Origin of the sequence: Actinoplanes oblitus (genome assembly GCF_030252345.1) — a bacterium.
GTDB lineage: Bacteria > Actinomycetota > Actinomycetes > Mycobacteriales > Micromonosporaceae > Actinoplanes > Actinoplanes oblitus.
The window spans coordinates 2,435,116-2,448,057 of sequence record NZ_CP126980.1 but is presented as its reverse complement, the minus strand read 5'-3'; the positions used below and the strand labels follow the sequence as shown (position 1 = coordinate 2,448,057).

Annotated in this window: 8 protein-coding genes; 2 read left to right on the top strand and 6 right to left on the bottom strand. The window is 70.7% G+C overall.

Annotation, left to right across the window (positions count from 1 at the left end; all coding sequences use genetic code 11):
• Positions 1-64 precede the first annotated feature (64 nt).
• Positions 65-1,231 (bottom strand): branched-chain amino acid ABC transporter substrate-binding protein, encoded by a 1,167-nt coding sequence (locus tag Actob_RS11130; protein ID WP_284920003.1) that lies wholly within the window; start codon positions 1,229-1,231, stop codon positions 65-67.
• Positions 1,232-1,390: 159 nt separating this feature from the next.
• On the opposite strand from Actob_RS11130, the gene Actob_RS11125 reads away from it, so the two are divergent.
• Both Actob_RS11125 and Actob_RS11120 read left to right on the top strand, forming a co-directional pair.
• A complete protein-coding gene (locus Actob_RS11125) occupies positions 1,391-3,415 on the top strand; it encodes a putative bifunctional diguanylate cyclase/phosphodiesterase (protein WP_284920002.1) in 2,025 nt (674 codons plus the stop codon).
• 680 nt (positions 3,416-4,095) lie between these two features.
• On the top strand, positions 4,096-6,864 hold the full coding sequence (locus Actob_RS11120) for a M36 family metallopeptidase (protein ID WP_284920001.1): 2,769 nt from the start codon (positions 4,096-4,098) through the stop codon (positions 6,862-6,864).
• A 158-nt stretch (positions 6,865-7,022) separates the two neighbouring features.
• Here the strand turns inward: Actob_RS11120 and Actob_RS11115 are convergent, their stop codons facing one another.
• From Actob_RS11115 to Actob_RS11100, 5 genes are all read right to left on the bottom strand, one after another.
• Positions 7,023-8,981: a methyl-accepting chemotaxis protein gene (locus Actob_RS11115; RefSeq protein WP_284920000.1), complete on the bottom strand. Its 1,959-nt coding sequence runs from the start codon at positions 8,979-8,981 to the stop codon at positions 7,023-7,025.
• 269 nt (positions 8,982-9,250) lie between these two features.
• Positions 9,251-10,681, bottom strand: a complete 1,431-nt coding sequence (locus tag Actob_RS11110; RefSeq protein ID WP_284919999.1) for a GGDEF domain-containing protein — start codon at positions 10,679-10,681, stop codon at positions 9,251-9,253.
• On the bottom strand, positions 10,651-10,962 hold the full coding sequence (locus Actob_RS43875; RefSeq protein WP_328518424.1) for a GNAT family N-acetyltransferase: 312 nt from the start codon (positions 10,960-10,962) through the stop codon (positions 10,651-10,653). The genes Actob_RS11110 and Actob_RS43875 overlap by 31 nt, the downstream gene beginning before the upstream one ends.
• Positions 10,963-11,032: 70 nt before the next feature.
• Positions 11,033-11,869 carry a CAP domain-containing protein gene (locus Actob_RS11105; RefSeq protein ID WP_284919998.1) on the bottom strand — a complete coding sequence of 279 codons (837 nt, stop codon included), beginning with the start codon at positions 11,867-11,869 and terminating at the stop codon, positions 11,033-11,035.
• Between the two features lie 409 nt (positions 11,870-12,278).
• Positions 12,279-12,878: a hypothetical protein gene (locus tag Actob_RS11100; RefSeq protein WP_284919997.1), complete on the bottom strand. Its 600-nt coding sequence runs from the start codon at positions 12,876-12,878 to the stop codon at positions 12,279-12,281.
• Positions 12,879-12,942: the final 64 nt, after the last annotated feature.

Below are 12,942 nucleotides of genomic sequence, written 5' to 3'. Positions count from 1 at the left end.
CGGCGTCTGACGACCAAGAACGATGGTGTCCCCCGCCGGCCCCGGTCCATCGTGGATGTCCTCGTCAGCCCGCCGGAACCTCCGCCAGCTTTCCGTCCCGGACCTCCAACAGCAGGAAGACCGGATTCGCCCGGGTGCCGTCGGCGTTGAACTTGGCCGTCCCGGACAGCAGCGGCAAGTCCGGCGTGGCGGCGATGGCGGCACGCACGGCGGCGTGATCGGTCGAACCGGCTCGCTTGATCGCATCGACGGCCACCGTGACCGCGTCGTAGGACTCCGGTCCGCCCGCGCCGGGCTGCCGCCCGGTGACCTTCGCGAATCGCTTCGACCACGCGGCCAGCGACGGCATGAGCGCCGGCACCGTCAGCGCGGTCCCGAACACGTTCTTGGTCTGCGCGGCGGTCAGACCCGTGAGCAGCGGGCCGTCCGTCGCGCCGTCTCCGACGATGATCCGGCCGTCGAACCCGGCGGTCCGCAGATCCTTGATGAGCTGGTTGGCCTCTCCGTAATAGCCGGTGAAGTACACCGTGTCGACTTTCTCGCCGACGATCTGCTTGGCCAGCCGGGCGTACGACGGCGCACCCTGACTGAGTTCGTGGGTGGCGACTGTCTCGATACCCGTACCGGGCTCGGCGGCCGCTTCGGCGGTCGTCCGGCCGAGGGTGACCGGAAAGCTGGTGCCGTCGTTGACGATGATCAGCCGCTTGCTGCCCATCCGGCGCATGGCGGCGACCGCGAAGGCCCCTTCGTCAGTGACCGTGCCACTGATCAGGAAGATGCTGTCGTACTTCGGCACCAGCAGGTCGGTGGACGTGGCCAGGGCGATCACCATCGGCACACCAGCGTCTCGGAAGACCTTCAGGGTGGGCACCGTGGCGCTGCTGCAATAGCCGCCGACCGAGACCGTGATGTCCTGTGCCACCAGATCGTTGGCCTTCACCACGGCGGTGCCCGGGTCGCAGGCGTCGTCCAGGACCAGCAACTCCACCTTCCGGCCGAGCACTCCCCCGGCCGCGTTGACCTCGTCGACCGCCATCTGGGCCGCATCGCGCATCTCCCGGCCCGACTGCGCATTCGTGCCGGACAGCGGCACCAGGGCGCCCAGCCGGATGGCGGCCGGCACTTCAGCAGTGGAGGTGCCCGCGTCGCCGCCGCCACAACCCCCGAGCGCGGCGGCCCCGGCCAGGACCACGACAGTGAGCAAAGTGCCGAACCGTGGGCCGATGCGCATGACAGTGCCTCCCCGCAGAACCTGCTCGCCGCCTTCTCTCATCGGCGTCCGAGTGGTAGTTGCTGAGCGCTTGGTTCAGGTTCCGCATCGGTCGGCCGATGGTTAGCGGCGAGGCCTCACCGGTTACGTCCGAAGGGAGACATCGTGAAACGGTGGCGGATGCCCGACGGACTCGTGGGACGCCGGTCGTACGTTCGCGACGGCTCCCGAGCACGGCGGCGGCGCAGCCTGAACACCACGGCCGCGCTGGCGAGCGTGCTGATGGCACTTGGCGCTTACACCATCATCGGGACAGCGCTGACCGCTCAGGCGGTGCACGACCACAGCCGGGCCCTGCACGTGGACGCGGACTTCAGCGAGGCCCGCGGGGCGATCACGCTCGAAGAGGTCAATCTGCGCCACTACCAGGTGGAGCCGTCCTCGGCGGTGCTGAGCCGCTTCCGCCAGGCCGCCGACTCGGTGGACGTAGCGCTGCACCTCGCGGTCCAGCACGGGCTGCCCGACGCCGACCGCGAGGCGACCCGGTTGCTGGACCGGCAACGGGAATACCGGACGAACGCCGAGCAGCTCATCGCGCTGGTGGCGGACCGCGATCCGGACAGCCTCAGCCTGGACAGTCTCAGCGTCACACCGTCCTACTACACCTTGCAGCAGGATGTGGACACCGTCAGCCGGGCGTACCACGCCAGCGCGCAACGGCAGGCCGACGCGATGCGACGCGCCGAGGTGCGCATGCTGATCGGCACCTCGGTCGGCTTCGGGGTGGGGCTCACCCTGGTCGGTGTGATCTGGCGGATGGTGCTGAGCTATCAGCGCCGCCTGGTCCAGGACGCCGACGCCAGCGAGCACCGGTCCCTGCACGATCCGCTGACCGGGCTACCGAACCGGCGGATGTTCCACGAGCGCCTGACCGATTCGATCCGGGTGTCGGCCGACCGACGAGATGACCAAGTGGCCGTCATGATCATCGACCTGGACGGCTTCAAGGCCGTCAACGACACGCTCGGTCACCAGGCCGGCGATCAACTTCTGCAGGAGGCCGGACACCGGCTGCGGGCCGGCATTCGCGACGGCGACCTGGCCGCTCGGCTGGGCGGTGACGAGTTCGCGGTGCTCCTGTCGGGCGTCGCCGACCTGGCGACCGCCGTCGAGGTAGCCGAACGGCTCTCCGACAAGATCCGGCACGACTTCCTGCTCGACGTCGGCGCGGCCTCGGTCAGTGCCAGCATCGGTCTCGCCGTCGGCACGATCGGTGTCGCCGACGACGAGCTTCTGCGCCAGGCCGACGCGGCGATGTACCGGGCGAAGGCAGCCGGCGGGGGCGTCGCGGTCTACGACCAGCTCCTGGACGCCGTGGCACCCGAGGAGATGAGCCTGTTCGGGGAGCTTCGCACGCTGCTGGACACCGGCGACCCGGAGAACCAGCTGGTGTTGTACTTCCAGCCACAGATCCGGATCGCCGACGGATCGGTGGCCGGCGTCGAAGCGCTGGTGCGCTGGCGCCATCCGACCCGGGGACTGCTGCTGCCCGCGGCGTTCCTCGACATGGCCGCCTCCCGCGGTCTGGAGATCTCGCTGACATACCACCTGCTGAAGGTCGCGGTCGCGCAGGCAGCCCGGTGGGCGGCCGCTGGCAACCCTCTGGCGGTGTCGGTCAATATCTCGCCGCGGTGCCTGCTGCACGACGATTTCCTGCCCCGGATCCGCGACGCGGTCACCGACGTCGACCTGCCCCACGGCACCCTGCAACTGGAGCTGACCGAAAGCAGCGTAATGCTCGAACCGGAACGTGCCCGGACCGTCCTGCGCCAGGTCCGTGAGGAGGGCATCCTGATCTCCGTCGACGACTTCGGGACCGGCTTCAGCTCGCTGTCCCAGCTTCGCCAGCTACCGGCGGACGAACTCAAGATCGACCGGTCGTTCGTGCAGGGCCTCGCCCGAGACGTCGACGGCGTGGTGCTGGTCCGCAGCGCCATCGACCTGGGTCACAACCTGGGCCTGTCGGTTGTTGCCGAGGGCGTCGAGGAACTCGAGGCGCTGGCCGTGCTCCGCGAGATGGGCTGCGATCTCGCCCAAGGTTTTGCGCTGAGCCGACCGGTTCCGGCCGACGAGGTGCCGGCCGCGTGCGCCCGGGCGAGCCAGGCGGCGAGCCAGCACCGAGTGCCGCAACCACACGCCGGGTGATCCCGGGGCGACTGCCGGGACCAGCCTGCCGTCGTCGTCGCGCAACAGTTCGCGCACCGCGCTATGCAGAATGGTCATCATCGGCAGTTAAGATTCCTATCACAATCTCCGGTCGATCCAGTTGATCATTCGGCGCCGGCAACCAGGACGCGGGCGGGCCTGACCAGGCCGTCATGGACGTCGAGTCGCCGTCTCCCGCGCACGGCGAGTCGTCGGAGCTGGTAGAGCAGGGCGAAGGGCCGATCCAGCGTGCGCGCGGACACGGCCGCACCCCCCCTTTTTTCAATCGATTTCCGGCGATGCGCATCCTCTGTCCACATCGGACTCGTGAAGGGCGTGCCGGCAGTGGAGACATAGATAATGCTGACTCGCTAAGTGCGATGGAGTCGCCAACTCACGCCGTGATGTGATCTCGACTCGGTAAAGATCCAAATACAGCTCTAGTTATGTACGCCAATGAGCAAGAACATCTCCCATCGACGGGCCACACAAGTGAGGTGCGGCCGGCGCCAGGTTCACACCGGGGCCGGGCTCGCATCTTAGCCCGGTCGAGAGGGGCTGAATTGAGACCGTTTTCCGTACCGTCCGCGACCCGGCGGGTCGGGGCGGCAGCTGCCGGTGTCGTTCTGCTTGCGGCGTTGCTGCCGCAGCACGCACAGGCCGCACCGCTATCAGGCGCCGTGACCGCGGACACTGACAGCAATTCCCAACGGCGAGCCGATTACGACTCCCGTGAGAACCTGGCCGCCGCGGCCGAGGCACAAGCGCCGGCGGCCGCACCGAAGAACTCCGCACGGAGCCGCGCCTTCGCCGCCGCGCCGTCGGCCTCGGCGGTACAGACCATGCGCAACAAGCTCGGTGTGCAGGGCATCGTCGACATCGATCGGGCTACCGGCACCCCGCGCCGGGTCACCAAGCTGGACGGCTTCCTGACCGGCCCGAGCCACAAGAAGCCGACCACCATCGCGCTCGATTACATCAAGGCCCACCCCGAGGTCTTCGGTCTGAGCGCGGCCGACCTCGCCACGCTCGAGCTGCGCCGGGACTATGTCGACGTCGCGGGCACCCACCACCTCAGCTGGGTGCAGGTCGCCGACGGAGTGCCGGTGTTCGGCAACGGCCTGAAGGCGCACGTCACCAAGGACGGCCGCCTCGTGCAGGTGGACGGTTCGCCGCTCAAGTCGTTGCCCGCCACGGCGGGCGCCGCCAAGGTGACCGCCACGGGAGCCCGGGCCGCGGCGGTCAAGGACGTCTTCGGTACGTCCACCGCCAAGGTCACCAAGACGGCGGCCGGCACGACCACCTTCAGCGACAACGGCACGGCCAAGAAGGTCTGGTTCCAGACCGTCTCGGGCCCGCGCCTGGCCTGGCAGACGATCGTCGTCGACGAGGGCTACGTGCACGTCATCGACGCGGCCAGCGGCGAGGTGCTCTACCGCCACAGCACGATCGCCAACGACAGCGCCGAGGTGTGGAAGAACTATCCGGGCGCGCCCAAGGGCGGCGTCCAGCAGAAGGTCGACCTGACCGCCAAGGGCTGGCTGCCGGACAACGCGCGCCAACTGTCCGGCAACGTCGCGCACGTCTACTCGGACGTCAACGACAACAACCAGGCCGACCCGACCGAGGAGGTCAGCTCGGCCGGCGTGCACCGGTGGAACTACCCGTTCGTCAACTTCAACAACGCGGTGGGCGGCCTCTGCTCGGACGCGTACCCCTGCTCGTGGGACCCGAAGACGGCGAATTCGTGGCAGGCCAACCGCAAGCAGAACGCGGTACAGCTCTTCACCTTCCTCGGCACCTTCCATGACCACCTCAAGTCCTCGCCGATCGGCTTCACCCGGGCGGCGGGCAACTTCGAGGCGCGGGACGGCGACGCGGTGCAGGGCCAGGCCATGGACGGCGCCAACACCGCGAACGGTCTGCCCGACGCTGCCCACACCGACAACGCCAACATGAACACCCCGCCGGACGGCATCTCGCCGGTCATGCAGATGTACCTGCTGAACCCGGGCCCGGAGGCGGTCGCCGCGAACACCGGTGACGAGTCCGACGTCGTGTTCCACGAGTACACGCACGGCCTGTCGAACCGGCTCGTCATCGACGCCGCGGGCAACTCCACCCTGAGCAACATCCAGGGCGGCGCGATGGGCGAGGCTTGGAGCGACTGGTACGCCGAGGACTACCTGCATGCCACGGGGCTCGAGAAGGACACCGCGAAGCCCGGTGACGTGTTGATCGGCAAATACTGGTCGGCCGGCGGCACGATCCGCAGCGAGGGTCTCGACTGCACCGTCGGCATCGTCGCGCCGACATGCCCCGGCACCCCGGCAGCCGGCCCCGGCGGTTACACGTACGGTGACTTCGGCAAGGTCTCGTCGAGCGGCCCTGAGGTGCACGCGGACGGTGAGATCTGGGCCCAGACGCTGTGGGACCTGCGCCGCGCCATCGGCAGCAAGAAGGCCGAGTCGATCATCACCCGCGGCATGGAGCTGTCTCCGGACAACCCGTCGTTCCTGGACATGCGGAACTCGATCCTCGCCGCCGACCTGGTGGTCAGCAAGGGCAAGAACGCCAAGACCATCTGGAAGGTCTTCGCCAAGCGGGGCATGGGTTACTTCGCCGCCGCCATCGACGGCGACGACACCCAGCCGGTCGAGGACTTCTCGACGCCGCCGGCCGCGAGCACCCCGCGCGGCACGCTCACCGGCAAGGTGACCGACCAGGACACCAAGGCCCCGGTGTCCGGCCTCACCATCGCCTTCGGCGGACACGCCTCCGGCTTCGCCGGTGACTACCGCGCCACCACCGCCGCGGATGGCACCTACAAGATCTCCGGCATCATCCCGGGCACGTACGCCAAGGTGTACGCGCGGGGCGCGGGCTACGACCCGATCGTCAAGACGGTGTCGATCAACTCGGGCACCAAGGCGGAGAACTGGGCGGTCCGCCACGACTGGGCGGCTTCCTCCGGCGGTGCGGGCATAGTCAGTGCCACCGGTCCGGACTACACGGCGTACGGCTGTGGCCCGGGTCAGCTGCTCGACCAGTCGCAGATCGCCGGCTGGGGTTCTGACATCGCGGCCGAAGGCCAGAACGCCGTGATCCGCCTGTCCGGCGTCGTCAACGTCGCACAGCTGGTCGTCAACCCGTCGGCCACCTGTGGTGACGACGCGACGGCCTCCACCGGCGGCTACCGGATCGAGACGTCCAAGGACGGCAAGACGTGGGCCGTCGCCGCGAGCGGCACGTTCCCGGCCGGCACCGTCACGCCCACCCCGGTCGCGCTGGCCGCGGGCACCGGCGACGCCATCGAGTACATCCGGTACACGATGCTGACCACGCAGGCGCAGGATGCCGGGCTCTGCCCGGCCAACCAGCCGGCCTCCGCGAACGGCTGCAAGTTCATGGACTCCACCGAGCTGGCGGTCTACGGACAAACCGCCTGACGAGCAATGGTGCCGGCTGTCTCCTGGTGAGCAGCCGGCACCATTCAGGCGAACAGCTGCGCGTCGAGTTGCAAAGCATTCCGGTTCGCCCACAGAGCGCCGTTGCCCAACTATATTTCCCGCGCACCCGGGGACGTCCTTTGCCGGTAGCCGGAGCCTCACACCCGGAACTGGCCGACCAGCGTCTTGAGCTGGGCGGCCAGGCCGGCCAGCTCCTCGGCGGCGCGCCCGGTGTCGGCGCTGCCCGCGGTGGTGGACTGCACCGCCTTGGCCACCGATTCGATCGTCGCGGCGATGTCCGTGGCGCCCGACGCCGCCTCGTCGACGTTGCGGCTCATCTCCTGCGTGGTGGCGGTCTGCTCCTCGACGGCACCGGCGATGGTCGTCTGCAGCTCGTTGATCCGGCCCACCACCTGGACGATCTCATCGATGGCCGTGACCGCCGACTCGGTGTCCGCCTGGATCACCTGGACCCGGTTGATGATGTCCTCGGTGGCCCGCGCGGTGCCCTGAGCCAGATCCTTCACCTCACCGGCGACCACGGCGAAGCCCTTGCCCATCTCGCCCGCCCGGGCCGCCTCGATGGTGGCGTTGAGCGCCAGCAGGTTCGTCTGTTCGGCGATGGCGGTGATCGCCCGGACCACCTCGCCGATCCGCACGGACGACTCCCCCAACTTCGCCACCGTCCGGGTGGTCGCCACGGCCGCCTCGCCGGCCCGGCCGCCTACCTGAGCCGCCTCTACGGCACTGGCTGAGATCTCCCGGATCGAGGCGTCCATCTCCCCCGCGCCCACCGTCACGGTGCGGATGTTGCCGGAGACCCGCTCGGCGGCCCGGGCCACGACCTCCGCGCGCTCGGCGGTGTGTGCGGCGGTGGACCGCAGCTCGGCGCTGATCGTGCTGAGCGACTGCGCTGACGTGGAGACCTGCTCGGCCTGCTCGTCGATGCGCCGCACGACGTCCGCGATCTTGCTGGTGAAGCGGTTGAACGCGGCGCCCAGCTGACCGATCTCGTCACGCCGTGCCTCGTCGACCCGCTGGCTCAGGTCGCTGTCACCGTCGGCGATCTCGGCGAGCCGGTCGCGCAGCGACAGCAGGGGCTTGGTCAGCCGGGTGCCCAGCACCCACACCACGACGCCGGCGACGAGGAAGGCCAGCGCGGCCGCGATCAGCAGGGTCGAGCGGAGGGCGACGGCCGGCGCGGTGATCGAGGCGTCCGGCGCCACGACCAGCAATGCCCATGAGTCACCGGAGGCCAGCGCCACGCGCGCCGCCACCGCGGTGGCGTCCTCGTCGAGGTACCCGTCGGGGCCGGTCCAGTGCGCCACCCCGTCGCGTACGGCGATGGGCACCGCACTGGCGGCCTTGCCGGGCAGCGGTTTGCCGATCAAGTCGGCCTTGGGGTGGGCCACGACCACGCCACCGGCCGTCACCAGGGAGAGATAGCCGGCTCCGTAGGGCCGGTTGGCGCTGAGTTCGGCGCTCAGCTCGGCGAGGGCCAGGTCCACGGTGACCACACCGACGAACGTGCCGCGCACCATGATGGGCGCGGTCGCGGTGGTCATCACCACGTCCTTGCCGTTGATCGGGTAGACGTACGGGTCGACCACCATGTCCTTGCCGGTCTTGCGGGGCACCAGGTACCAGTCGCCGGCGCCCGGCGTCTCGTAGTCGACGAGCGGGTCGGACTTCAGCGCGTCACCGTCGCGGTACCAGTACGGGATGAACCGTCCCGTGGCGTCGCTCGGAGCCTTCCCGCGGAATGCCCGGTCCCGGCCGTCGAACGCGTTCGGCTCCCAGCCGGTGGACATCCCGACGAACTCCGGGTGGCGGGCGAGCGTGTTCCGTACCAGGTGGCTGACCGTGGTCCGGTCGGTGAAGCCGACGATCTTGAGGGTCGCCATCGTCCCGGCGAGCTCCCGGGCCGCGTACATCGCGTCGTCGATCCGGGCACCGACCTCACCGGCGTCCCGGCGTGCCAGCTCCTCGATGTAATCGCCGGCCTGGTCCAGGCTCAGCCTCGTGGTCCGGACCGTGGTGATCGCCACCAGGGCACCCAGCGCCACGGCGATGATGACCAGCACACTCGCGACCAGACGCGTTCGGATGCCGTGCACAGCTGTCGTCCTCCCGGCTCGCGGCGCGGTAACCGGCCGCCCAACTGGTAGATCGGCAGGATTGATCTTCCGCTGAGGCCTGGGTGACTCGATGCGGGGCGCGGACGGCTCGGGTCAGGCGCGAGCCCTGACGGTGCTGGTCCGCGTCGCGGCACGCTGGTATGCCGACCGGCCGCATCGACTGCGTCGGCCGGGACGGGGCTACCGCGGGGCGTCCATCCTTTCGTACGGCCGCCGTCGCAACCGGCTCGCCGCCCGGGAGGCCTCGGTCAAGCGGCCCTCGGCGGGACAGCCGCCACCCGGGCCCGGCCGCGTCCGTGCGCCTTCGCCTCGTACAGCGCGGTGTCGGCCCGGGCGACCAGCTCCTCAACGGTCTCCGTGCCGTGCAGCGCGGCGACACCGGCGGAGAAGCTCTGACCGTCCGGGACCACCTCCCGCAGCCGCTCGGTCAGCTTCACCGCGTCACCGGCCGACGCGCCCGGCAGGATCAGGCCGAACTCCTCGCCGCCGTAGCGGTACAGCACGTCATCGCGGCGCAGCACGTCCAGCCAGGCCGCGGCGGCGCCCTTGAGCAGCCGGTCGCCGGCCTGGTGACCATGAGTGTCGTTGTAGCGCTTGAAGTGGTCCAGATCGAGCAAGGCGATCACCAGCGCTCCCCCGGCGCCGTGCGCGGCGGTGACCGCGTCGTGCAGCCGCGCGTCCCAGGAGCGGCGGTTGCCGACGCCGGTCAGCGCGTCCCGGCTCGCCAGGTCCGACAGTTCCCGTGCCTGCCGCTCGACCTGGCGGGTCAGGCCCACCATGCGGGCGACCACGAGCAGGAACAGCACGACGCACGCCACCCCGATCGGCACGGCCTGCACCTGCCGGCCGGTGAACGCCTGGCCGAGCAGCAGGGCCGGCGCGAGCAGCGACAGCGCGGCCAACACCGTCAGGCGGCCGGTGGTCAACCGCGGCGCGGGCGCCGAGCCAGCCGTCGCGAGGGCCGGCATCGAGGGGTGCAGGGCCGCCGCGCCGAAGGCGGTGTAGCTGAGACAGTACAGTACCCCGCCCCAGTAGCTCGCCAGCGTGCCGCGCTCGGCCAGCATCGCGTTGGCCACGTCCCCGGCCAGCCAGCAGCAGACCGCCGCCAGCAGCAGGTACAGCGACATGCTGCGGCCGCTGCGGCTGACCAACAGGCGGGCCAGCAGGGTGAGCAGCACCGCGTCGCCGATCGGGAAGGCGAGCCGGAACACCAGGATGGCCACCGGCTGAGCCGGCTCGTCGAGCACCGGCGTGACGGCCACCAACCATAGGGGCAGCGCCAGGGAGCACGCCACGATGGCCGAGTCGATGGTCGCACCCCGGTCCCGGCCGGCTGAGCGGCTCTGCACGATCACGGTCAGGCCGGCGGCCAGCGCCAGGTACGACACCAGGTAGATGACGCTCTCGAGCAAGACCAGGGGAGCGGAGCCCGGGAAGACCCATACACGCAGGCCCAGCACGGCGTCACCGGTCATGTTGATCTGCACCGAGGCCCAGACCAGCCACCACGCCCGCGCCGGCCGGGGCCGTTGCCGGCGCAGCCCGGTCAGCAGCGCCGCCGAGGCGCCGGCGCCGGCTACCCCGTACAGCACGCTCTGCGACACCGGGCCGGTGAGCAGGAAACCCAGCGCGAGCACCAGCCCGGCCGCTACATACCCACGGCACGCCCAAGGCCCCATACGCTCTTCATCGACTTCGACGCCGCTCGGATGAGCGCCTGCGGTAGGACGTTCGCACCGCGCCGTCTCCTCGGCCGTCCGTCGTGCCGGGACCCGGTCCGGCGGCGGCGGACCCCAGGCGGGCAAGATCCTTGAGGGCGCCACCGCTGAGCCGGCACACCGGTCCAGTCGTCCAGAAGCTCGGCGCCGAGCGCACGGTAGAAGCCGATCGCCGGCTCGTTCCAGGCCAGCACCCACCACTCGAAACGCTCGTAGCCGTGCCTGCGGATGTCGGCGAGCAACGTCTTTCCGTGGCCGCCGCCGCGCGCGTGCGGCCGGAGCGGGGTGAGCGTCGGCGGCTACTCCAAGAGGTCAGTTGACGAAATCCTGGGTGAACCAGACCCGGCCGTCGCTACCCCGGGTCACCGCCAGGCCGATCCGCTTGAAGGCCGGGTTGAGCAGGTTCCTGCGGTGGCCGTCGTTCGGCGCCACCTCGGCGAGCATCAGGTCGGTCAGCCCGTTCGCGGCCTGTGTGATCGAGGCCGCGGTGTTGTCAGCGTTGCCCTGGCCGATGTTTTCGCCGGCCGCGGTCCAGGAGACGCCGGCCGCGGTGAACCGCTCGCCGAGGCCGGCCTCGCCGGCGCACTGGTGGGACAGGCCGCAACCGCCGGCCATCAGGGCGTTGTGCGCCTCGGACGCGGTGGACAGCTGCGGGCTGAGGGTCAGCGCGGCCACGCCGTTCGCCGTGCGCGCCGCGTTGATGTGCGTGAGCACCGCGTCGATCACCGAGTCGGCGGGCGGAGCCGTGGTCGGCGCCGGGGCGGTGGTCGGCGCGGTCGTGGGCGCCGTCGTCGTCGGCGCCGCGGTCGGGGCGGCGCTGGTGGGCGCCGTGGTCGGGGCGGCGCTGGTGGGGTCGGTGGTGCTCGGGGCGGTGGCGCTCGGAGCGGTAGTGCTCGGGGCGGTGGTGGCCGGTGCCGCGGAGGTCCGGGTCGCGCTCGGCCGGGGCCGGTGCGGCCGGCGGGTGGCGGCGGTTCCGGTCACCCGGGTGGCGTCACCCAGGCGGACCGTGCTGCCTCCGGTGGCCTGCGGCCGAGTATGCGTCGTCTGCGCCGAGGCGATCCCCGCGGCGCCGGCTCCGAGCACCCCCACGGCGACGGTGGCGAGCACGAGTTTGCGGGTCCGGGTGGGCTTGCGGTGGCGCGTGGACACGGTGTTCCTCAACGTTCGGCGACGGATGGCGTGATCGACTGTGCTCGACCGGCGAGCCGCCGCTCGCATCGCTAAGGAACATTTAAAGAGCACCCCATCGAACCCAAAGGGTCGGCAGCGCGGAGCCGGCCGGACCCGGGGGGCCGTGAGTTCGAGGTGCCGCCTGCAGCCGACGCCACGTCCATTGCAGAGCGCCACCGCGCGCTCACGCCACCAGCACGACCGGCGGCGGGGTGAGCGCTGTGGGCGTACCGGAAAGCGGGTGTCGGTCATAAGCGGCGGTGCTCGACCGTGGTGTCGATCGGCCGGGAACCGGTGGCGACGACACCGACGACTGCGGCTGGCCCGGCGCGACCGGCGTGGGACCCCGGTGGCGCGCCAGCACCAGCTCCGCCCGGACCGGCCCCGGTCAACGGAGGTCGCGCTTGGCGGCCTCCGCCCCACCGCCGCCGGCCGCCCCGATCCGCCCCAGCCGCGCCTGCTCACGCAGGATCTGCTGGAGCCGGGCCTCGCCGCGCAGACGCGACCGGCTGTTCAGCGTCAGGGCCGCGGTCCGGGCGCGCAGCCGGATGGTCTGCCGAGCCAGCCGGTGCAGGCGGTGTTCGACGAGCCGGTCGACGTGCAGCGCGATCCACCCGCACAGCACCGCCAGCGGAGTCTCGATCAGCACCGCGGACAGGATCGCCGAGGTCAGCTCGGATCGAGTCGACAGCGTCACGTCGAACCAGGCGTCGACCACCAGCAGGGTGGCGGTGGCGCCGGCCAGCAGCCCGACCCGCGGCCGGCCGCGCCAGGCCAGGTAGGCGGTGGCCAGCAGGCCGGCCACCAGCAGCACGTCGAAACCGACCCAGGCCACCCGGTAGTTGCCGGTGTGGGTCCGCTGCGGCAGGGTGAGCGAGAGGTAGACGGTCCACGGGATGGTGGCCGCGCCCAGAACCGCGAACAGCGGTGCGACCCACCCGGGGGCGGGGCGCCGCAGGGTGCTCACCGTGGCGTCAGTTCCGCTCATTACCCGAGCATGCCACCGGTCACGGTCGTGTCCGTGGTCGGCCAGGCGGACAGGCGGCGCGGGT

Bases quoted from the DNA above. Each gene is read 5' to 3' on its own strand.
- Actob_RS11125 (WP_284920002.1), top strand. From the start codon at position 1,391: ATGCCCGACGGACTCGTGGGACGCCGGTCGTACGTTCGCGACGGCTCC.
- Actob_RS11110 (WP_284919999.1), bottom strand. From the start codon at position 10,681: ATGGGGCCTTGGGCGTGCCGTGGGTATGTAGCGGCCGGGCTGGTGCTC.
- Actob_RS11130 (WP_284920003.1), bottom strand. From the start codon at position 1,231: ATGCGCATCGGCCCACGGTTCGGCACTTTGCTCACTGTCGTGGTCCTG.
- Actob_RS11100 (WP_284919997.1), bottom strand. From the start codon at position 12,878: ATGAGCGGAACTGACGCCACGGTGAGCACCCTGCGGCGCCCCGCCCCC.